Annotated in this window: 17 protein-coding genes; 10 read left to right on the forward strand and 7 right to left on the reverse strand. The window is 59.7% G+C overall.

Features of this window, described 5'->3' with window-relative positions:
- The first annotated feature begins 127 nt into the window (after positions 1 to 127).
- On the forward strand, positions 128 to 1318 hold the full coding sequence (locus G5V57_RS20650) for a calcium-binding protein (protein ID WP_165169434.1): 1191 nt from the start codon (positions 128 to 130) through the stop codon (positions 1316 to 1318).
- Between the two features lie 18 nt (positions 1319 to 1336).
- On the opposite strand, the gene G5V57_RS20655 is transcribed toward G5V57_RS20650, so the two are convergent.
- The 3 genes from G5V57_RS20655 to G5V57_RS20665 all read right to left on the reverse strand — a co-directional run bounded on the left by G5V57_RS20655 (position 1337) and on the right by G5V57_RS20665 (position 5588).
- Complete coding sequence (locus tag G5V57_RS20655; RefSeq protein WP_165169435.1) at positions 1337 to 2287, reverse strand: class I SAM-dependent methyltransferase; 951 nt, start codon at positions 2285 to 2287, stop codon at positions 1337 to 1339.
- A gap of 227 nt (positions 2288 to 2514) precedes the next feature.
- On the reverse strand, positions 2515 to 3840 hold the full coding sequence (locus G5V57_RS20660; protein WP_371744570.1) for an HlyD family type I secretion periplasmic adaptor subunit: 1326 nt from the start codon (positions 3838 to 3840) through the stop codon (positions 2515 to 2517).
- Complete coding sequence (locus G5V57_RS20665; protein ID WP_165169437.1) at positions 3840 to 5588, reverse strand: type I secretion system permease/ATPase; 1749 nt, start codon at positions 5586 to 5588, stop codon at positions 3840 to 3842. The genes G5V57_RS20660 and G5V57_RS20665 overlap by 1 nt, the downstream gene beginning before the upstream one ends.
- A 451-nt stretch (positions 5589 to 6039) precedes the next feature.
- On the opposite strand from G5V57_RS20665, the gene G5V57_RS20670 reads away from it, so the two are divergent.
- The 6 genes from G5V57_RS20670 (at position 6040) to cysN (ending at position 11970) form a co-directional block, all read left to right on the forward strand.
- Entirely contained in the window at positions 6040 to 6336 is a 297-nt protein-coding gene (locus G5V57_RS20670) for a hypothetical protein (RefSeq protein ID WP_165169438.1), read from the forward strand.
- A gap of 303 nt (positions 6337 to 6639) precedes the next feature.
- The gene (locus G5V57_RS20675) at positions 6640 to 6837 is read left to right on the forward strand and encodes a hypothetical protein (RefSeq protein ID WP_165169439.1); all 198 of its coding nucleotides are present in this window, start codon (positions 6640 to 6642) and stop codon (positions 6835 to 6837) included.
- A 451-nt stretch (positions 6838 to 7288) separates the two neighbouring features.
- Complete coding sequence (locus tag G5V57_RS20680; protein WP_165169440.1) at positions 7289 to 8623, forward strand: UDP-glucose/GDP-mannose dehydrogenase family protein; 1335 nt, start codon at positions 7289 to 7291, stop codon at positions 8621 to 8623.
- A 160-nt stretch (positions 8624 to 8783) separates the two neighbouring features.
- Positions 8784 to 9704, forward strand: coding sequence for a sulfate adenylyltransferase subunit CysD (cysD, locus tag G5V57_RS20685; RefSeq protein WP_206530323.1), 921 nt, complete (start codon positions 8784 to 8786; stop codon positions 9702 to 9704).
- Complete coding sequence (locus tag G5V57_RS20690; protein ID WP_165166853.1) at positions 9704 to 10036, forward strand: hypothetical protein; 333 nt, start codon at positions 9704 to 9706, stop codon at positions 10034 to 10036. Before cysD ends, G5V57_RS20690 begins: the two co-directional genes overlap by 1 nt.
- Complete coding sequence (cysN, locus tag G5V57_RS20695; protein WP_165169441.1) at positions 10036 to 11970, forward strand: sulfate adenylyltransferase subunit CysN; 1935 nt, start codon at positions 10036 to 10038, stop codon at positions 11968 to 11970. The genes G5V57_RS20690 and cysN overlap by 1 nt, the downstream gene beginning before the upstream one ends.
- Positions 11971 to 12193: 223 nt before the next feature.
- Here cysN and G5V57_RS20700 read toward each other — a convergent pair whose 3' ends face one another.
- Positions 12194 to 13039: a sulfotransferase domain-containing protein gene (locus G5V57_RS20700; RefSeq protein ID WP_165169442.1), complete on the reverse strand. Its 846-nt coding sequence runs from the start codon at positions 13037 to 13039 to the stop codon at positions 12194 to 12196.
- Entirely contained in the window at positions 13036 to 14169 is a 1134-nt protein-coding gene (locus tag G5V57_RS20705; protein ID WP_165169443.1) for a glycosyltransferase family 4 protein, read from the reverse strand. Before G5V57_RS20705 ends, G5V57_RS20700 begins: the two co-directional genes overlap by 4 nt.
- Positions 14170 to 14509: 340 nt before the next feature.
- Between G5V57_RS20705 and G5V57_RS20710 the strand changes: the two genes are divergently transcribed.
- The 3 genes from G5V57_RS20710 to G5V57_RS20720 are packed head-to-tail and all read left to right on the forward strand — an operon-like array spanning position 14510 to position 18333.
- Complete coding sequence (locus tag G5V57_RS20710; protein WP_165169445.1) at positions 14510 to 15889, forward strand: oligosaccharide flippase family protein; 1380 nt, start codon at positions 14510 to 14512, stop codon at positions 15887 to 15889.
- Between the two features lie 48 nt (positions 15890 to 15937).
- Positions 15938 to 17335 carry a pectate lyase gene (locus G5V57_RS20715; RefSeq protein WP_246737302.1) on the forward strand — a complete coding sequence of 466 codons (1398 nt, stop codon included), beginning with the start codon at positions 15938 to 15940 and terminating at the stop codon, positions 17333 to 17335.
- Positions 17336 to 17388: 53 nt separating this feature from the next.
- Complete coding sequence (locus tag G5V57_RS20720) at positions 17389 to 18333, forward strand: sulfotransferase (RefSeq protein WP_165169447.1); 945 nt, start codon at positions 17389 to 17391, stop codon at positions 18331 to 18333.
- Here the strand turns inward: G5V57_RS20720 and G5V57_RS20725 are convergent.
- Both G5V57_RS20725 and G5V57_RS20730 read right to left on the reverse strand, forming a co-directional pair.
- The gene (locus tag G5V57_RS20725; RefSeq protein WP_165169448.1) at positions 18287 to 19630 is read right to left on the reverse strand and encodes an O-antigen ligase; all 1344 of its coding nucleotides are present in this window, start codon (positions 19628 to 19630) and stop codon (positions 18287 to 18289) included. The genes G5V57_RS20720 and G5V57_RS20725 overlap by 47 nt on opposite strands.
- A 70-nt stretch (positions 19631 to 19700) precedes the next feature.
- A complete protein-coding gene (locus tag G5V57_RS20730) occupies positions 19701 to 20867 on the reverse strand; it encodes a glycosyltransferase family 4 protein (protein WP_165169450.1) in 1167 nt (388 codons plus the stop codon).
- Between the last annotated feature and the right edge of the window lie 146 nt (positions 20868 to 21013).

A 21013-nucleotide genomic window follows, 5' to 3' on the forward strand; every position in this document is an offset into this window, starting at 1 on the left:
CGTGGAAGCGTTCAGGCCAATGTGCTAAAAGTTCCGAATCGCGGTTAGGCGACATTTCGGCGAGCGAGACGCCGTTGAGTCGCGTCTATGTGCTTGTGGCGGCACGCACCCACTCAGGGAGACTAAGATGAATATTAAGGGAACTCCCCTGGCCGATAAGCTTTACGGAACCGAAGCTGCCGACAATCTCTACGGGTATGATGGCAACGACTTCATCTGGGGCAATGGCGGCAACGACTTCATCGAAGGCGGGAATGGCAGGGATTCGCTGTATGGCGGTCTTGGAAACGATTACATCCAAGGCGGTGACGGCGATGACTATCTGGAGGGCAATGATGGCAATGACCGCCTGGATGGGGGCGACGGCGCCGACATGATGATCGGTGGTCTGGGGAACGATAGTTTCGATGGTAAGGAGGGCAATGACACCATCGATGGCGGTGATGGTCATGATCACATCATCGGCGGTCTGGGCGACGATACCATCTATGGCGGCGCCGGAGAGGAATATATCGACGCCGGCCCGGGCGATGACATTATCTATGCCGGCCCGGGAAACGATGGGTTCATCAATCGGATCGATCCGGCGACAGGCTTGGTGACGCAGCAAGCGGTGGGTGGTGGCGCCGGCAACGATACGATTTATGGGGAAGGCGGCGATGACGCGCTTAAGGGGCAGGCCGGAGACGATCGGGTTTATGGCGGCGACGGCAATGACTTCGTCGATGGCGGGGATGGCAACAACTATCTCGACGGCGGTGACGGAAACGATATCATCGATGCGGAAGGCGGCACTGATGAAGCGCATGGCGGGAATGGCAATGACAGAATAGAGCTCGGCGCCGGCAATGATCTGGCCTTTGGCGACGCAGGAGCCGACACAATCGATGGCGAGGCCGGGGCCGATAAGCTCTATGGCGGGAACGGGAACGATCTCATCTTCGGCGGGGATGGCAATGATGAGCTGCACGGTGACGCCGGCGCGGATACTCTCTCGGGAGATGCCGGCGTCGATATACTGTGGGGTGGCGCGGATGCCGACAAATTTGTCTTCAAGGGAGCCGGCGCGACAATCGGTCAGGATGTGATCATGGACTTTGAAGACGGGGTCGATCGCATCGTCCTGGAGAAGCTCGGCATAAAGAGCTACAACAGTTCGGGAGCCCCAGGCACTGTATATGCGTATGATGTGGCGGGTGGGGATGTGCTCATCAAGGGCTTTGACGCATCGGGAAACCTGGTCTCGATACTCCTCGACGATCCGACACACAGCCTGTCGGCCGCGAATATCACGAGCGCCGATTTCGTTTTCGCCTGACTGGAGGGCCCGCTCCAGTCAATGGTGAGCCTGGGCGCCCTTGTAGTATCTGGCCATCGCCTGCGGGGGCACAGTTTCGCGTGACTTTCTGCCCAGAAAGTACACGCCACTTGCGCCATCGACCTGATACTCGTCCGGAATGAACCTGTCGAGATATTGGGTCCAGAAGAAAGCCAGTTTCGCCAGGCTGCCGGCCCGCCGGGAGCGGAAAACGCCGCGCGCGAGGTAGTCGACCGACCACATGAACTGCAGTCCGGGGCCCCCGCTGGCACCGGATTTGATCAGATCAAATTGTCGGAACAGATATCGGTGCCCGCTATCCGTATAGCGCGTGAAGTCGAATGCCCCTTCATGGACCTGCTGCATGAAAGGTGTTTCGGCGTAGACCAGTCCGTCGAACTTCAATACGCGCCAGATTTCGGCCACGACTTCGGCGGGCTGAAGGACATGCTCGAGAACCGCCTGCACCACGATCGCATCGAAATACTCGTCGGGCAAAGGGATCTGGTGCGCGTCGGCGATAAACTGAACATAGGGGGAAGCATAGATATCGAAGCTGTAAAGATGGATCGACGGGTCGGCATAGAGCGGGTCCATTCCCTGGCCGATGCTGCCGCCGCCGACGATCAAGACACGCGCGGGCTTGCTGACGTCTCGCAAGAGCTCGACGAGTTTTCCCACATTGCCTCGCGTGCTCTGCTTTCTCGGCGACAGCAGGTGTTTGATGAAGAGCAACGGACCACGATAGCTCTTCCGTTCAATGACGCTGCTGGCCGATTGTTGAATGGTCCTGTCTTCCTCGAGGACGGAGTGGTCGAAGTCGATCAGTACCGGAGTGCCGTCCAGGATCGGATATTCGAATTTGGTTCCATTGTGTTGGGAGACGAGCACGTCTCCCGTTCGCGAGAGAACTTCTCCTGTTCTCGGGCATCGCAAAATGGGCATGCACTCATCAATATTGACTAACATGGCGGCACCACTCACGTGATTAGTTGCGAGCCGAGACCCAGGGCCCGCCCTCCGAGGCCGACACTTATGGAGAAAGCCGTAATCGTTAGACTACATCACGAAGCCGTGAAGGGTCAAGGTGACGAAGCTCAACATCGTGGAACACGCCGAGCAGGTTCCCGGTCGCTGGAACTTTCACCTCTTACTCACCCGCCTAAGCATGTTCCCTCCTGGCGCCACTTGTCAGTTCATCTTTCGCGAAATGCGCGCGCAAAGGTCTCCGTGATCGGGCCGACGAGATAGTTGAGGAAAGTCCGCTCTCCGGTTTCGACGAAGACTTCGACCGGCATTCCAGGTAGCAGCCGGATCTGGTCGAATTCCGGCGGCAGCTCCTCGGCTGGTTTCACCCGCACCGTGTAATAGGGCAGCTGGGTCGCCCTGTCGATCAGCCGGTCAGCCGACACATAGACGATCTCGCCGGATACCGTGGGGATCACGCGCTTGCGCAGGGAGGGGAAGCGGAGTTGTGCCTTTCCGCCGGGCGCCACAATGTTGATGTCGTCTGGATTGAGCCGGGCTTCCACCTGAAGCGCCTTGTCGATCGGCAGCAGTTCGAGTACGGGCTGGCCGGGTGCGATGACCCCTCCGGGGGTATTGTAGAAGAGCTTGACGATGACACCGCGCACCGGCGCCTTAATCTCGATGCGATCGGCAATATCACGTGCCGCCTTGACACGTTCGCCGAAGTCACCGGCCTCGACTTCGACACCGCGTAGTTGAGTGACCGTCTTTTCCATCCAGTCCTTGTGGGCATTCAAAATCCGGCTTTCGGTCTCCGCGATCTGTTGGTCGGCCTCGGCCATCTTGGCCGTGATGTCGCCTTGCACGCCGATGAGTTGCGCGGCGGTCCGTTTCAGCGCCAGCAAGCGGGTCTTCGGTGCCAGCCCTTGGTCGAAAAGCCGCTGCACGTCGGCCGTCTCTGTCTGGATCAACTCCAACTGCTGATCGGCCGACTGCTTCTGGGCCTTGAACCCGACGATCTGTTCCTTCGTGGACTCAATCTGCTTCTGATAGATGGCCAGTTCGGAAGCGAGCGAGTCCCGACGTGCATTGAACTCGGCAACCTGGCCCTTGAGTATGCTCTGGGTCCGGGGATTATCGCTTGTCGACAGATCGGCCGGGAAGGTGACGGCCTCCAGGCCGTCGCGCTCGGCTTCCAGTCTCGTCAGCATGGCTCGCAATGTGTTGTATTGATCCACGAGCCGGTCGAGATTGGCCTGAGCGGCGGTCAGCGACAGTCGGATCAAGACCTGGCCCTGGGTGACGATATCGCCTTCGTGTACGAGCAGCTGATCAATGATGCCGCCCTCCAGATGGGCGACGGTGTTGTTTTCACCGCTCGCGATGATGACCCCCGGCGCGATGACGGCGCCCGAAAGAGGTGCGGTCGCTGCCCATATTCCGCCACCGCCAATAAACAGCGCGATCGCCATCAGGCCAGCCACCATCGGTCGGCTGATGTCGAGATTGAGCGGACGGTGCCAGGCGGAGTAGGCCTCGAGTATCCTTGACATCAGCTCGGACCTTTCGGCACCAGTCTGGTGACGTTCGAGGACACCTGCCGTGATGTGATGCGGGGCAGAATCTCGTCGCGGGCGCCGAAAGCCTCGACCTGTCCATCCATCAGGACCAGCAGCTTGTCCACAAATCTGATGGCCGATGGCCGCTGCGCGACGATGATGATCGTCACCTTGTCGGCTTGGGCCGCGAGAAGCGCCTTGGTCAAGGCCTCATCCCCCTGGACGTCGAGATTGGCGTTCGGCTCGTCAAGAACCAGAACGCGGGGGGCGCCATAGAAGGCGCGCGCCAGGCCGATGCGCTGTTTCTGTCCCCCCGATAGTTCGAACGAGGTGTGTCCGATTTCAGTGGCATAGCCATCTTGCATATGCACGATCACCTCGTTTGCTCCCGAGATACGCGCCGCCTGAAGCACGGCCGCATCGGGCGGATTCTGCTGCATACGGGCGATGTTTTCGGCAATAGTGCCGGGGAAGAACTCCGGCTGCTGCGGCAGATAACCCATATGCTGGCCGAGAGCCTCTCGCGGCCAGTGACTGATTTCGGAGCCGTCCAGGCGTACCTTTCCGGATGTTGGCTCGATCGTGCCGACGAGGATGCGCGCCAGGGTGGATTTGCCGGCGCCCGCCGGGCCGACGATGCCCAATGATTCGCCGACTCCGAGCTCGAATGACACCCCCCTTAATACGGGCCGGCGATTTGGCGCCGGTTGATAGACCAGTTTTTCAACCGAGATAGCTCCTTCCGGAGCGGGCGGGACCAGCCGCCTGCGGGCGAGGCTTTCGTCGGCGAGAGCCGAACGGATCCGAGCGAGGTTCAGCCGTGTTTGCGCGATGTTCTTCCAGCCGGCGATGATGCTCTCGACGGGCTGCAAAGCGCGTGAGGTTATGAGCGAGGCGGCGAATATCATGCCGCCGGTGATCTCATGCTTCAGGGTCAGATACCCCCCAAGGCCAAGAATGGCGATCTGGATCAGCAACCGCACGAATTTCGAGACCGAAGCGAGAATATTATTGCGGGTGGCGACGGTGAGCCAGCCGCGCAGCGAGGCCAGGTGCTTGGCCCCCCAATGCGCTATCGCTTCGGGATAGATGCCCATGGCATGCACGAGATCCGCCTGCCGGATAAAGGCCTGGGCCTGTTCGAGGGCGGCGAGAGAGTTCTGCGAGGCATCTTTGAACGGCCGTCTTACCGCCCAACCGGTAAGGGCGGTCAGGCTGATCAAGATGACGGCCCCGAGAGTGCACACAAAACCGAGAAGAGGGTGAATGAGAAAGACAACGACAATGAAGATCAGGGCGAACGGCATGTCGAAGAGGGCCGTGACGCCGCCCGTCGCCAGGAAACTGCGAACTTGCGCCGCCTCGCGCAGCATATCGATGCCATAGGAGCCCTCGCGCGCCGACGCCTTTATGGAGGCGGCGAGCAGGGGGGCAGCGACGGAGGCTTCGAATCTCATGCCGATCCGCACGAGTATGGCTTGCCGGAGGCCATCGAGAATGGCCAGCAGCGCCAATGCGCCGACCGTGATGATGGTCAGCATCAGGAGGGTCTCGAGGCTTCCGCTGCCGAGTACCCGATCATACACCTGGACCATGTAGATGGGGACCGTGAGCAGCAGGAGGCTCATCACCAGCGAGAAGGCTCCCACCCCCAGAAGATCGCGTTTGCAATCCCTGACGGATCTTTCGAACAGCCCAGCGAAGCTATCGGCAGAATGCCGGGTCGAGCCTGGCATGCTCATTCTCCGCCTCCCTGGGGCTGATGTTCGCGCGGGCGCGGGGGAATGGCAAGGCGCATCCACGTGGGCGAGATCGTCAAAAACATTAAGAATTCATGTCCCAGAGGCCGGAGTCCAGACGCACCTGCTGATCGGTAGCAGAACATGCGGCAGGCTCGCGTGCAATGGCTGTTTCGTTCGGGCCGTGCCGGCATTGTGCTTGAAAATGGGACGCCACATGCCTGGCGGCAGTCGTCTTTAGGCCAGGTAGCTCACCGGCTACAACGAAGTGTATAGGATATAATATCTATCAAGAGGAATTTGGATTCGGCGATCTGGCGAAAGAACAGTTGAGATTTAGTTTAGTTTTTCCGGCCGGATTAGATTCTCATGAACTGTTTTTTCTAGATTACGTTGCGTAGAAAGAACGACTCAACTACTGAGGCAGTATTGCAACTGCAAGTCGAGAGGGAATATGTCATACAAACTGAACTTCATCCGCACGCTCCTTCTTGGAGCGATCATCACTGTCACTCCCGTTGCGGCGACCAGCGCCTGGGCCGCTGATGGCGGCAAGGCCGGTGGCGCGGGCGAAAGTGGCGGCAAGTCGGGCGGCGCCGGTGAAAGCGGCGGTAAGGCCGGCGGTGCTGGCGAAACCGGCGGCAAGTCGGGCGGCGCCCGCGAGACCGGCGGCAAGGCCGGTGGCGCTGGCGAACGCGGCGGCAAGGCTGGTGGCGCTGGCGAAACAGTGAAACCCAAGGCCGGAAAATAGACGACCGGCTGACCTGAAGCGGAGAGCCGCGGAGCGAGCCGCGCGCTCTCCGCTAACCCATTTTCATACCACCAGAAATTGTCCTTGGGTCATGGCCCATTCGAACAATCGGGACTTGAATTTTTCTTCGCAAAGTTTCAAGTTTATTTTCGGTGTACTATTAGGGATTTGGTGATCAGATAGCGTCACATTCCGGGTAACCGCAATCTGTCACGAGATCCGAATCAGGGGAATGCAGTGGGGACCGCTCGCAAAACTACGGTTACGGGTGCGCTTACCGCGCGCGCAGTGACGGCTTATGTCATGGCATTTGCCGCTCTGTGTGTGGGAATCGCGGCGCTCCTGTTTGACCTCCCCAATGCGGTCGGATTTTTTCAATTCGCATTTGTTTCGTTCCTCGTGACCGGTGTTCTTTGGTTCGTTTGCCAGGTCGTCTATGCGGCCATGTCTGAGCGCTCCGCCAAGGCGATCTATCTCAAGGATGGCGACCACTCCGCCTGATTCTGGGCGAGGCTCCGCCGCGGCGCTCCGGGCGATCGGTCGCAGGCCGTCTTCCAACCAACTTCCGAAGTTTCTCCGCCAGCGGGTCGTCAATCCGATCGCGCGCGGCCGCATGACATTGATCTGTATGCTGATGAAGTGCGCGTGGCAGGGCCGGAGGCGCCCCGCTGAAGTGTCAGAATTTGATCCTATGCAGTTGCTTGCCGCCCGGATTTCGTGTTTGAGGATTCTGCCCCGGCCGATCATTGCCGTTGTGCAAGACGGATAAGCCATGGTATCGTCAGAGGCTGTTACGGTGCGTAAGTCTAGAATGCAGGGGGCAGTCTAAGTGTATGTTCCATAATATTAATCTAGTTCCGATCGTTGACTTTTCGTCGACTGCCAGATTGAGTTCGGCCCAGTAGTTTCGCCGGCGGTTCTTGATTGGCCGGACTGTTGTCTTGGAGTAGGCATGAAGATTACCATGATCGGCGCGGGGTATGTGGGACTTGTGTCCAGTGCAAGCTTCGCGGATTTCGGCCACGACGTTACCTGTGTCGACAAGGACCGGGCCAGAATCGACAAACTCAACTCCGGCAAAATTCCAATCTTTGAGCCCGGCCTCGACGCGCTGATCGAGCACAATATCAGCGGCGGTCGGCTCAGGTTCCAGACCGATCTGGCTTCCGCCGTCGCCGCCGCCGAGGTGGTCTTTATCGCGGTGGGCACACCGTCGCGCCGGGGCGACGGACACGCCGATCTCACCTATGTTCGGGATGCGGCTCGCGAGATCGCCAAGGCACTGGACGGCTTCACCGTCGTGGCGACCAAATCGACCGTGCCGGTCGGAACTGGCGACGAGGTCGAGCGCATCATTCGCGATGCCCGGCCGGACGCGGATTTCTCGGTTGCGTCAAACCCGGAGTTCCTGCGGGAAGGTTCGGCAATTCAGGACTTCAAGCATCCCGACCGCATTGTTGTCGGAGTGGCGGATGATCGGGCGAGAGCGGCCATGGCGGAGGTCTATCGGCCGCTTTATCTGAACGCGGCACCCATGGTCTACACCGACCGTCGCACGGCCGAACTGATCAAATATGCGGCGAATGCCTTTCTCGCTACAAAAATCACGTTTATCAATGAAATTGCCGATTTATCAGAAAAAGTCGGCGCCGACGTTCAGCAGGTCGCGAGGGCGATAGGACTCGATAACCGCATCGGCTCCAAATTCCTGCATGCTGGCCCTGGCTATGGCGGATCGTGTTTTCCGAAGGATACCGTCGCCCTGATCAAGATGGGCTTCGACAATGAGGCGCCGCTGCGCATCGTGGAAAGCGTTGTCGCGGTGAACGAGAACCGGATGCGCGCCATGGGGCGGAAAGTTTACCAGGCTCTTGGCGGAAAGATCCGCGGAAAGACCATCGCGGTGCTCGGCCTTACGTTCAAGCCGAATACCGACGATATTCGGGAAAGCCCGGCTATACCGCTGATAACCGCCCTGCAGGACCTCGGAGCCAAAGTGAATGTGTTCGATCCGGAAGGGATGGAGCATGCCAAGGATGTGATCTCGGATGTTAACTATCGCGACGGACCCTATGAATGCGCGGAGGGAGCCGAAGCGCTGGTTATTGCTACCGAATGGGAGCAGTTCCGCGCTCTTGATCTCGACAAGCTCAAAGCCGTCATGAGTGGTTCGACGATAGTCGACCTGCGCAATGTCTACCGGCCTGACGAGGTGGCGCGACGCGGCTTCTCGTACTTCAGCATAGGCCGTCCCCCGGCAACACCGAAAACCGACATTTCCCAATAAGACAACTGCAATTTGCTCGCTTTAAATTGACGAGTTATCTGGCACCTCCGTATATCCCGATCACTTCAGGAAGAATTCCGCCTGACGTGAGGAGCGTGGTCGGATGCTGGTTTTGGCGCGTAATTGGCCCGGCGCCCTGGTGCGCCTGGAAGGATTAGAGATGACCTTGCCTTTAGCTTGCAGCAAGCTGACCCATCTTGAACGACTGGAAGCCGAGAGCATCCACATCATCCGCGAGGTTGCGGCTGAATGCGAGCATCCGGTGATGCTGTATTCGATCGGCAAGGATTCGGCGGTGATGCTGCATCTGGCGATGAAGGCGTTTTATCCCTCGAAGCCGCCGTTTCCCTTGATGCATGTCGATACGACCTGGAAGTTCCGCGACATGATCGCCTTTCGCGACCAGACGGTGGCCAAGCTCGGCCTCGACCTCATCGTCCATACCAACCCGGACGGCCTCGCCAAGAAGGTCAATCCCTTCGATCACGGCTCGGCGCTGCACACCCAGATCATGAAGACCGACGCGCTCAAGCAGGCGCTCGACAAATATGGCTTCGACGCCGCCTTTGGCGGGGCCAGGCGCGATGAGGAGAAGTCGCGCGCCAAGGAGCGCATCTTCTCCTTCCGCGACTCACGTCACCGCTGGGACCCCAAGAACCAGCGCCCGGAGCTGTGGAACATCTACAATGCCCGCAAGAACAAGGGCGAGTCGATCCGCGTCTTCCCGCTGTCGAACTGGACCGAGCTCGACATCTGGCAATATATCTTCCTCGAGAACATCCCGATCGTGCCCTTGTATTTCGCCAAGGAGCGCCCGGTCGTCATGCGCGACGGCCAGATCATCATGGTCGACGACGAGCGCATGCCGCTGCATGTGGGAGAGAGCCCTGAGATGAAGCTGATCCGCTTCCGCACGCTGGGCTGCTACCCCCTGACCGGGGCCATCGAATCCACCGCCGCGAGCCTGCTCGACATCATCCAGGAGATGCTGGTGACGACCTCGTCCGAGCGCCAGGGCCGGGTGATCGACAAGGACCAGGCCGCCTCGATGGAGAAGAAGAAGCAGGAGGGATATTTCTGATGCGCGTTGCACTCCCCCATCCTTGCGCCGAGGCGCCGTTCCCCCTACTCGTCATGGCCGGGCTTGACCCGGCCATCCAGACGGGACGCCATGGAGCTGCCGTGGGGATGGGCTGGATGGCCGCCTCGAGGGCGGCCATGACGAATGAGGTAAGACGGCTACCTGGCGCCGAGACGCCATTCCCCACGCTCGTCATGGCCGGGCTTGACCCGGCCATCCAGACGGGACGCCAGAGAGCTGCCGTGGGGATGGGCTGGATGGCCGCCTCAAGGGCGGCCATGACGAGTTGGGCAAAGGTACATAAGAGCACTGAGAGAGAGATTTACCGCTGATGTCACGCTTCATCGAGTTCCAGGGCGGCGATGTCGAGGCCTATCTGCGCTCGCAGGAGGAGAGGGACCTCTTGCGCTTCATCACCTGCGGCAGCGTCGATGACGGCAAGTCCACCCTGATCGGCCGGCTTCTCTACGAGGCCAAGATGCTGTTCGAGGACCAGCTCTCCGCTTTGGAGGCGGATTCGAAGCGGGTCGGCACCCAGGGCGGGGCGCTGGATTTCGCGCTGCTCGTCGACGGCCTCGCCGCCGAGCGCGAGCAGGGCATCACCATCGACGTCGCCTATCGCGCCTTCACCACCGACAAGCGCAAGTTCATCGTCGCCGATACGCCCGGCCATGAGCAATATACCCGCAACATGGCGACCGGCGCCTCGACCGCCGATCTCGCCATCATCCTGATCGATGCCAGGAAGGGCGTGCTCACCCAGACGCGCCGGCATTCCTTCATCGCCACCTTGCTCGGCATCAGGAACATCGTGGTCGCCGTCAACAAGATGGACCTGATGGATTATCGCCGCGACGTGTTCGAGGCGATCGAGGCGGATTACCGCGCCTTCGCCAAGAACCTCGGGCTCGAGGACTTCACCTGCATCCCGCTCTCGGCCTTGAAGGGCGACAATGTGATCGAGCCGTCCGAGGCGATGGCCTGGTATCACGGGCCGACCCTGATGGCGCATCTCGAGAGCGTGGCCATCGGCGATGGCCCGAGCGACGGCGCCTTGCGTCTGCCGGTGCAATGGGTGAACCGGCCGAACCAGGCGTTTCGCGGCTTTTCCGGCAATGTCGTGGCGGGCATGGTGAAGCCCGGCGATGAGATCCGCGCCGTACCCTCGGGGCGCACCTCGAAGGTCGAGCGCATCGTCACCTATGACGGCGATCTCGCTGAGGCGACCGCCGGCCAGGCGGTGACGGTGACGCTCGAAGACGAGATCGATATCAGCCGCGGCGATGTGATCTGTGCGGCGGCCTCGCCGCTTGCCGTCGCCGACAAGTTCGAGACCCGCATCCTGTGGATGGACGATGAGGAGATGCTGCCGGGCCGCCCCTATCTGATCAAGGCCGGTCCCCTCACCATACCCGTCACCTTCGAGCACCCCAAGCACAAGGTCAATGTCAACACCCTCGAGCATGTGGCGGCCAAGACCCTCGGCCTCAACGAGATCGGCGTCGTCAATATCGATCTCGACCGCGCCATCCCCTTCGCGCCCTATGATGAGAACCGCCATCTCGGCAGCTTCGTCGTCATCGACCGCTTCTCCAACAACACCGTCGGCATGGGGCTGATCAACTTCGCGCTGCGCCGCGCCTCCAACATCCACTGGCAGGCGCTGGATGTGAATAAAGCTTCCCGCGCCGCCAAGGCCGGCCAGAAACCGACCATCCTGTGGTTCACCGGCCTGTCGGGCTCGGGCAAGTCGACCATCGCCAATCTGGTCGAGAAGCGCCTGCATGCCATGGGCCACATAACCTACCTGCTCGACGGCGACAATGTGCGCCACGGCCTCAACAAGGATCTCGGCTTCACCGATGCCGACCGCGTCGAGAACATCCGCCGCGTCGCCGAAGTGGCGAGGCTAATGGTCGATGCCGGCCTCATCGTGCTGGTCTCCTTCATCTCGCCGTTCCGCTCCGAGCGTCTGATGGCGCGCGAGCTGGTGGGCGAAGGCGAGTTCGTCGAGATCTTCGTCGACACGCCGCTCGCCGTCGCCGAAAGCCGCGACGTGAAGGGCCTCTATGCCAAGGCAAGGCGGGGCGAGATCAAGAACTTCACCGGCATCGATTCCGACTATGAGGTGCCGCAGAGACCTGAGCTGCGTCTCGACACGACGACGCTCTCCTCCGAACAGGCGGCCCAGCAGATCATCAGCCATCTCACCGGCGCCGGCCGCCTCTCACCCGACAGCTCCGTCAACGGAGCGCCGGATTTCTAGAGCGCCGGACGCTCACATAGAATCGGGCCGGCGCTCTAACTCTTTGATTTGCGCATCGGATTATCCGAAAACCGCTTCGCACTTTTCGGTCCGATGCTCTAGCGCGCATCCCGGCGAAGTGGAATCACTTCGCCGAAAAGGATTCGCGCCAAATCAATATGTTGGCGCAAATCCTTATCGCCAAAGTCTTCAACTTTGGCGGGATTTGCTCTAATGAGGCCATTCACGCGATATGCCAGCCAGTCGTGGCGATGAGCTCCTTTGCCCGGGCCGACAGTTCCCTGGCGCAGCGCGCTTCTATGAGCTCGGCCTGATCGCTGTTCAGGTAATCTGAGAAACCGCCCACCTTGCCCTTGCGCATGCGCAAACTTTCATTGTCTGTCAGATCGTAATTATGGGCCGGAATGCCCTCGCTTCTCTCGCGGTCGCGCATAGCCTCAAACTGGGATGCATCGACCGCCATCTTCACTGCTTCACGATCAACCGCATAGTTGAGGAAGGACAAGACTTTCGTCGTCGCGGCAACAGGATCGGCGCTGAGAGCCTCGTAGCTCAGAACATAATGCGGATGGCGCTGGAGACCGTCCCCCCAGCCGTTCAAATAGGCGATGAGCGGCGTCAGGCCTTGGTCGGGATGGGCAAGAAATTCCGACATGCCGCCGTTGAATCGGTGCTTGTGCCGGGTCGCATGAAAATATGCGGATACCAGCACGTCGCGAGGATCGCGCACCATGAAGATGACCGGCCTATTGAGGAATATGGAGCGGCGATAACCATGGTGCGTGACGACAATCAGGGGAATCCGCGATTGGAACCGCGCTTGCCGAAAGGCCGGGATCCCCCGAACAGGGTCGCAATCGAAGTTGGGTACGATGGAGAATGTGCTGTGAAGGTCGACGCCGACCTTGAGATCCGCCGTCGTATTGAAATAGTTTGAGAGAATGAACCGGAACCAGGTGCGGCCGGACTTGGGATAGGATGTCAGGAAGCTCGTGGCGGCGGCGGCGTCTGCCACGAGACGGGTGCGGTTCCTTGCCTTGCGGAGCAGTCGCAATGCCAGATTGGTCATGATGGAAGCTTATGCTTCGTCTGCAATGCATCGCGGACGACGTTGTCCCATTCGGCCATTACCCGCTCCCGCGAATAGCGCTTTACAGCTTCGGCGGCTGTCGTGCCCAGTTGCCGGCGCAGTGTGTCGTCCTTCATTATTTTAACCAGAGCGCCGGAAAGCGACGCCACGTCTTCGGCCGGAACAAGCAATCCATCTACGCCATCATTGATCATTTCACGCGGGCCCCATTCACAATCGAAGGAGACGACGGGCAATCCCGCCGCCATCGCCTCCAGCAGAACAATCCCCCAACCTTCGTAGCGCGATGACAGGACGAAGGCGTCGGCGGTCTCGATCCAGATGCCAGGGCGCTCGGTTACACCGGGGAAATGCACCCGGCCATTCAGGCCGAGCTCGTCACGCTGACGTTCGAGCTTCGCCCGGTCCGGACCTTCGCCCCAGATCGTCAGCGACCATTCCGGCGCCGCCGCCGCCGCCCGCGCAAAGGCCTGGAGCAGCAGATCGAAACCCTTTTGCGGCACGAGTCGCCCGACGGCGACTAGAGTGTGATTTCCGCGCCGCTCCTGCCAGGCCTGCGGCAATTCGACCGGGTTAGGAATGACCCATTCGCGGCGGCGCATCTTCTTTGGAAAGTATTCCAGCGCGCCCTTTGTCATCGTCACCAACCCAAATGCCCGGGGGTAGGTCAGGGCCCTAAGCCAATGCCAGGGAGCGCCAAATGGCTGAAGCGCCGGATTATTGCGCTCCGACACGACGACAGGCACCGGCAGTCCCCGTGTCGACAGCAGGGTGAGGACATTCGTCCGCGTGAGAAACGACACGATCACGTCGGGCAGCGACTTGCGAAATGCCCGTCTGAGCGCCAAAGCGCGGTGCGTCGCAGCGCGCACGGTGCCGAGCTTCGAGGGTTGGGAGGCTGCAGAGCCCAGCTGCTGCACCGTGATAGCCGGGTTAATGGGGTAGTATGCCGCCGTTCCCGGCGCCTCGAAGGTGAGGATTGACACGCGCCAACCCCGCTTCGCCCAATGTTCCGATATCAGGCTCACTATCCGTTCGGTTCCCCCGGCGCTGAGGCCGGGTATGACAATGGTGACGGTTCTGCTCTTTTCGGGATCTCGTGCGTCCATGCCAGGCTACATCCGCGCACTTTCGAAAGCACATGGGGAACTTGCGGCATCTTTTTCCTTTGCTAGGAAGAATGGCCGCAAAGCAGGTTGACCGATGTGCTGTCAATCACCCATTCGATAAAATAGCATTCGTCCGCTTCTTTTGGTAGGAGTCCTTTTGAGACTGGCATGGACCCAGAAAGGCAACGGTCGACGCCCTTTTCGAAGCTTTGCATAGTATCCCCATTTTCTGGACCGATCCGGAGCTGATTTGCGCCATGCGCTGTCGGATGAAGCAGAATAGAGCTTGGCTCTGTGTGCGAGCCGTCGATTGGCTTATTTCGAGTCGACGCGAGCGCCAATGAACATCGCGAAGAGCCTCGCGCACCTCTTTCAGGCTAAGGAAGCGCTTGGCAAGCGCATCTTGAACGTCGCACATCTGCTGACGGGAAACCTCTTCACGTCGTTGGTTTCCCTTCTCACATTCGCACTCACGGCGCGCGCCCTCGGGCCGAATGACTACGGCATGCTGGCGCTCGTCTACTCTTATACAAGGGCGATCGAGAGGATCGTGAGCTTTCAATCCTGGCAACCGCTCATCAAATACGGAAGTTCCCTGAGCGAGGACAAGGACCAGGCGAAATTCAGCTCGCTGATCAAGTTCGGTCTTGTGCTTGATGTAACAGGCGCGGTGATATCCTGGATCGTGGCGATCGGGCTTGTGCTCATTGCCGCGCCGCTCTTCGGCTGGAGCGATCAGACGGTCAATCTGGTCCTGATCTACTCTACGGTTCTGTTGTTCCGGCTGACCGGCATGCCCACGGCGGTGTTGCGGATCTACGGCCGCTTTCGCACCATAGCCTATGGACAACTGGGTGGCGTCACGTTCAAGCTGATCCTCTGCGTCATCGGAATTCTGGCTGGCGGCGGCATCGTGTATTTCGCGTTCGCCTGGCTGTTCTCGCAGATCGTCAGTTCCGTGGTTACAGTCGTCTTCGCGTTTCGCCAGCTTCACCTGCGTGGCGCCAAGCGCGTATTGTTTGCTCCACTCCGGGGCACTCTTCACCAGTTCCCGGGTATCTGGAACTTTGCCTGGTCAAGCAACTTGTCGCTGACCATCCGCTCGAGCGCCCAGGAACTTGACACGCTCCTTGTAGGAGCCTTGGCTGATCCGGCATCAGCCGGCCTCTACAACATCGCGAAACGCATCGGGCGAATGGGCCAGCAAGTCGGAACACAGGTACAGGCGGTCTTGTATCCGGACTTGGCCAGGCTTTGGGCCCAGCGCGCCGTTGAAGAATTCTATCGCGCCGTCATGCAGATCGAGGTCCTTCTCACCGTCACCGGCATCGCGATCTTTGTGTTGTTCTATTTCCTTGGGGAGCCCCTCCTGCGCATTGCGGCCGGTCCCGAATTTGCGGCGGCCTCCCAGTTGCTCATTGTCCAGGCCGTGGCGATGGTCCTCATACTGTCTGGCAGCGCCATGCGTTCGGCATTGCTGGCGATGGGACAGCACCGGATAGTCCTGAAGATCGTCCTGGTCGCCACGGTGGCGTTCCATGCCACCGCGATCCTGCTCATCCCGCAAATCGGCGCAATGGGAGCGAACATTGCCCATATTGTTCTTGGCCTCATCTGGGTCGTCGGGCTGGGGATTGCATTTCATCGGGGACGCCGGTCGACAGACAAGATCGAGGAAGTGCCGAAGGGCGCCATGATCGTCGATGACGGCGAAATATGAAAAAGCTTCGCTTTCCCAGGGCTGGGCGAACGGCTTACGGAGATACCCATGAATATCCGTGTTCTTCTGCTAACGCTGCCCGTGCTCATCACGGCGGTGACTGAAGTCAACCTGTCTGCACAGGCCGAACCGGTCAAGGCACTCTCGCCGCAGCTCCCCGACGGTAGCCAGCGGGCATTTCCTACCGCTGAAGGGTTCGGAGCTGCCGCCAAAGGAGGCCGTGGCGGCGCCGTCATCTATGTCACCAACACCGACGAGGCGGGACCGGGTTCTCTGAGGGAGTGTATCGAAGCAACCGGGCCTCGTACCTGCATCTTTCGGGTTGGGGGAACCATTCAACTGGACAAAGGCTCGCTGGTCATCCGTAACCCATTCATCACCATTGCGGGGGAAACGGCTCCGGGCGGTGGAATAGCCATTCGCAATGGCAGCACTCAAATCAGGCCATCGATAGAGATCAAGACGAACGACGTCATCATCCGACATCTGCGCCTTCGCCCGGGGCCCCATACGGTCAAGGCGTGTTGCTCCGGGGCGTTGGGCATGTATACGCCCGCCGCGCGCAATATCATGCTCGATCACATTTCCGCAAGCTGGGGGTCGGACGAGACCATCGATTCGGAAGACGCGTCGAACTTCACGTTTCAGTGGGGACTGGTGGGCGAGCCGCTGTTGAATGGCGGGCCGGGCAAGAAGAATCGCGCACGCAACATGCTCTTTACCAAGGGCGGCAATCTGACCATACACCACACGCTTTTCACCACGGGGAAGTTCAGGAATCCCCAGGTCAAGATGAAGCTTCCGGACTCCGTCGCCGACGTCGTCAATAACGTAATGTACTCGCCCGAATGGCAGTATGTCGTGAGCTTTGGCGATGAGTGGGTTCACATGCGTGCCAACGTGGTGGGAAATTACAAGCTCGCGGGTGTGAATGAGAAAAATGATCACCTGGTGGCTGTGTTCGAAGAAAGTGGGCTAGGGTTTTCGATATTTCTTCAAGGCAATTTCGACGGCTCATATCGCCCGGATGCTGCGGGGCCGGAGGATCTGGTCATGGCCCCAGAACAGCGGAAATATATCGTGACGACTAGAAACCCGGCGCCGGAAGTCAGAACGACCTCTCCGCAGCAGGCTTATGATGACGTGCTCGCCAATGCCGGCGCGACCAGACCGGTGCGCGATGCGGTCGACGCGAGGCTGATCGAGGATGTCAAGAACCGCCGCGGCAAGCTGCTGAAATCGGATCCGGAAAAGGTCGGAGGCTGGCCGCAGCTGGAATCTGGCACGCCATATGCAGACAGTGATAAAGACGGCATTTCGGACCAATGGGAAGAGGCACATGGACTGAATCCGAACGACGGCTCGGACGCACAGTTGGACAGGAATGGCGATGGCTGGACGAATCTTGAGGAATTTCTGCACAATCTCGCCGGTGATCCGCAGTAGCGCAAGCGGGCTGAACTATGTGCTCGACAGTGAAAACGCGATGATGAGGCCTGATGGAAGCTCTCAAATCTGAAGTGGCAAGTGGATTGCCGAAGCTGGTGTATATCGCCGGCTACGGCCGCAGCGGCAGCACCGTCCTGAGCATCGCGCTCGGACAGCATAAGGAGATATTCGGGTGCGGCGAGATCATCACTCTGGGGCATCACGTGTGGGAGAACAACGAGTACTGCTCGTGTGGCAGTCCTATTCACGATTGTGAATTCTGGCGTGAAACGGTGGCTCTTTGGGGAAAAGAGGAGAGCCCGTCGCTGGTGAGCGACTATGGGAAGCTCCAGGACCAGTTCGAGTCGTTGATCAGCATTTCCAGGATGCTACGGAAGACTTTGAGACGGGAGAGTTTCAATACATACTCCCGCCACACACTGAGGCTGCTGGAAGTGGTTTCGAAGCGCTCCAGCAGAGGACTCGTCGTCGATTCGTCCAAGCATCCAGGCCGGGCGGCGGCGCTGGCCCTTATTCCCGGACTTGATTTATACGTCATTCACCTGGTCCGCGACGGCCGCGGCGTGGCATGGTCGCTCCTCAAAGCCTATCAACGGGACAAACGGATCGGATTGCAGAAGGATATTGAAGCAAAGCCTGTCATGCGCACCGCCTTTCGATGGGCGACCGTAAATCTGGCGACTGAAAGTCTGGCGCGCAGGCTCGGCCCTCGGCGATTTGTGCGGATCCGCTACGAAGACTTCACGCGTGATCCAAAGGAGTGTTTGAAGAAGATCGGTGACTTGATCGGCGCGGATTTCGGCGACTTGGGCGATCAGATCAATGCGGGGATGCCGTTGGAGCCGGGGCATCAGATGGCCGGCAATCGTCTTAGAATGAATGCCACCATAGAGCTCTCGCCCGATGTCAAATGGAAGTCGCAGATGCCCGGCCGCAAGCAGGCCCTGTTCACCTGGCTCTGTGCCTGGCTGCTGCGGCGCTACGGATATCTTTGATCGTCACGTAGGTTTCCTTCTTGCGCTGCTCAATCGCCCATGCGCGTAGATGCACCGCCACAATGCCGATACTGATCAGGACCGGCGTTGTCCAGTAGCGGCCGTACATGTGCGGATTCGAGAAGGCAATAAGAAGAAACACGCCGCAGGTTGCTAGCGTGCTTGCCGCTACATGGCGTTCAAGACGAAGGCGCCACGCCGAATAGGCGAGAGTGATGCCTACGCCGGCGTAGAACAGCCAGCCGAAAAGGGCCACCAGGCCTCCTTCCACCCAGAGAAGCAGATAGATATTGTGGACGGGGGCGTTCTGCACGCTGATCGTGCGAAACTGGTCGGCGCCTATGCCAAGCAGCAGAATCTGTTTTGCCGAAATGACGCTGAGCGCTTCGAGCATCAATTGTGTCCGCGAAACGAATGAACCTGCTTCGTCAATGTCCCCTGTGGTAAGTGCCCCGAGGACGCGCTTCTGAAAAGCTGACGGCAAGAGGTCTAAGCCGCCTACATACAGAATGACCGCTAATATCAGCGCGAGGATGGAAAGCCGCACCAGGAGCCTGACATTTGCCACGAGGCCGATAAAGATCAGCAGGCTGAGGGTCATGGCGGCAAGGCCGCTGTTGGAGCTTGTGAGGACGACGGTCACGACGATGATCGCGAGAAGCGTGGACGCGAGCCAACGCGGAAGTCGGCCGGCGAACCACAGATACAGCAAGCTTGGAATTACCAGGGCGTTGATGGCGCCGGCAAGATTGGGGTTTCCCAGGATGGTCGCCAGACGACGCGCGCCTGTGACGATTCCCTTGCCCTCGCCAGGGAGGGTGGGAACGTATCCGACAAGATAGAACGACAGGATACCGTGAATGTCGATGACGATCACACCTGCCAGGAAAAGCATGGCGAGCTTTTGCATCCTGTCGATGTCGCCGCGAATGACGAGGGGGACCAGCAGGACATAGGCGAAGAGATACTGCACGCAGACAAGAAGACCGCGAGCCGCATCGCCGTTAATGAGACTCGCTCCAAGCAGGCCGAGAAGAAGCAGAGCTGAGCCGAACATCCAGTACCACATCGCGGACCGCAGGGGAGAACGCGGGATGAGTCCGGCGAGGATCAGCACGCCAAAGCTTGCACAATAAAACAGGTCGCTGATCGTGAAGTTGAGCCCGAAGAACCTGAACGTCGCGAAAGGCGAGAGAAACACGGCGAGATATGTCGAGATCGTCTCCAGCCGTATCATGGTCGGGTGCTTGGAGCTCGAGTAGCTTTCGTTCCAAGCGGCGGCGGGGGTCAGTGACATGGCGAAAATACCCGGCTGAGACCCGGTGCCTGGTCAAGAGGACATGGGTGTCTGGTGTTTGGTCTGTCTGTCATTGCGGGCGCAAGAGGTTGTCATAAGTCTGCGTCACGGAGGTCACATGCCGCGCCGCCCCAAAGCGCTCATGCGCATCGGCCCGGGCGCGACCGACCATTGACGTGACCCGGTCCGGATGCTGAAACAGCTCCGCTATCGCGCGAGCAAAGGCAACCGGATCCTCGGGCTCGACCAGGACGCCCGTTTCATTATGCCGGATCGCTTCCGGATTTCCGCCCGAGCGGGTGGCGATCACCGGGGTGCCGAGCAGCATCGCCTCGACGAGCGTCCGACCCAACGGCTCATTGACCGCCGGCACGAGAAGGGCGTCGAGCGCGGCCATCCAAGGCTCGCCCGGGTACCGAAAGCCCAGCAGCCTGATCTTGTCTGACACGCCCAGGCTCTCGGCACGAGCCCTGCAGAGCTCATCCAGTCCGTTGAAGGAATTTCCCAGAAGGAGGCCGATGAATTTCTCGTTTGGAGAGTGTTTCGACAGGGCTGCGAGGGTATCGACAAAGAGCAGGGGTCTCTTCCGCTCCACCAGACTGCCGACATATCCCAGCAGCTTCGTATCTGGAGGGCACTGGAGCTCGGCCAAAACGCGCTCCCGGCAGGCGGCTCTATCGAACTGATCCGGCATCTGCAGGTCGAAAGGACTGTGAATGACGGTGCATTTGCGGGCCGCCGACAACAGGCCGGGCCGCGGCGACGCAAACTTGGAGACGGACACGACGCTGTCGGCGAGCCAGGGAGCGAGATAGCGAAGCCCGAAGGAGTCGGGATCTCCGCGATGATGCCAGAGCAGCTTTGCGCCGGCCAGCTTGGCGGCGAGCCCCCAGATGATATGGGCTCTCCCGTCATTGGTATGGACGACGGCCACCTTGTTGTTGCGCAGGAAGCGAACGAGAGAAGGCAGCAGCCGCAGGACGCTTGCGACCGCCGCTCCGTTCCGTGGCGACATGCGCTCTGGCGTGTCGGCCATGGGCGCCGGCACGAAGGTCACATTCTCCCGCGTCAACAGTTCGGCCAGCGGACCTTCGGGTTTGTGAAGAACGACAAGGGGTTGGAACCCGGTGGGCGCCAGATTCTTCACCAGTCCCAGCGCCGAGATATGGCTTCCGGCGAGGACATCGCCGACAAAGGGAAAGCAGACGACAGCCTTAGGGTGTGAAATGTCTTCCATTTTTCATTTTCTAGTGGAATGTATCGCTAGGGCATTATAGAGGATTTGTGGCTTTAAAGCCAACCGGCACTCGCGGGCGCCGGTTCGCCGATGATCTGACGATCCAGCAATGATCACCGCTTGACCCTTTTCCGGTGCATAGGTTG

It is taken from the genome of Nordella sp. HKS 07 (genome assembly GCF_011046735.1).
GTDB lineage: Bacteria > Pseudomonadota > Alphaproteobacteria > Rhizobiales > Aestuariivirgaceae > Taklimakanibacter.

Coding starts and splice junctions, on each gene's coding strand:
- G5V57_RS20720 (WP_165169447.1), top strand. CDS start 17,389: ATGGAAGCTCTCAAATCTGAAGTGGCAAGTGGATTGCCGAAGCTGGTG.
- cysN (WP_165169441.1), top strand. CDS start 10,036: ATGTCACGCTTCATCGAGTTCCAGGGCGGCGATGTCGAGGCCTATCTG.
- cysD (WP_206530323.1), top strand. CDS start 8,784: ATGACCTTGCCTTTAGCTTGCAGCAAGCTGACCCATCTTGAACGACTG.
- G5V57_RS20660 (WP_371744570.1), bottom strand. CDS start 3,840: ATGTCAAGGATACTCGAGGCCTACTCCGCCTGGCACCGTCCGCTCAAT.
- G5V57_RS20725 (WP_165169448.1), bottom strand. CDS start 19,630: ATGTCACTGACCCCCGCCGCCGCTTGGAACGAAAGCTACTCGAGCTCC.
- G5V57_RS20675 (WP_165169439.1), top strand. CDS start 6,640: ATGGCATTTGCCGCTCTGTGTGTGGGAATCGCGGCGCTCCTGTTTGAC.
- G5V57_RS20700 (WP_165169442.1), bottom strand. CDS start 13,039: ATGACCAATCTGGCATTGCGACTGCTCCGCAAGGCAAGGAACCGCACC.
- G5V57_RS20670 (WP_165169438.1), top strand. CDS start 6,040: ATGTCATACAAACTGAACTTCATCCGCACGCTCCTTCTTGGAGCGATC.
- G5V57_RS20665 (WP_165169437.1), bottom strand. CDS start 5,588: ATGAGCATGCCAGGCTCGACCCGGCATTCTGCCGATAGCTTCGCTGGG.
- G5V57_RS20655 (WP_165169435.1), bottom strand. CDS start 2,287: ATGTTAGTCAATATTGATGAGTGCATGCCCATTTTGCGATGCCCGAGA.
- G5V57_RS20730 (WP_165169450.1), bottom strand. CDS start 20,867: ATGGAAGACATTTCACACCCTAAGGCTGTCGTCTGCTTTCCCTTTGTC.
- G5V57_RS20680 (WP_165169440.1), top strand. CDS start 7,289: ATGAAGATTACCATGATCGGCGCGGGGTATGTGGGACTTGTGTCCAGT.
- G5V57_RS20710 (WP_165169445.1), top strand. CDS start 14,510: ATGAACATCGCGAAGAGCCTCGCGCACCTCTTTCAGGCTAAGGAAGCG.
- G5V57_RS20690 (WP_165166853.1), top strand. CDS start 9,704: ATGCGCGTTGCACTCCCCCATCCTTGCGCCGAGGCGCCGTTCCCCCTA.
- G5V57_RS20650 (WP_165169434.1), top strand. CDS start 128: ATGAATATTAAGGGAACTCCCCTGGCCGATAAGCTTTACGGAACCGAA.
- G5V57_RS20705 (WP_165169443.1), bottom strand. CDS start 14,169: ATGGACGCACGAGATCCCGAAAAGAGCAGAACCGTCACCATTGTCATA.
- G5V57_RS20715 (WP_246737302.1), top strand. CDS start 15,938: ATGAATATCCGTGTTCTTCTGCTAACGCTGCCCGTGCTCATCACGGCG.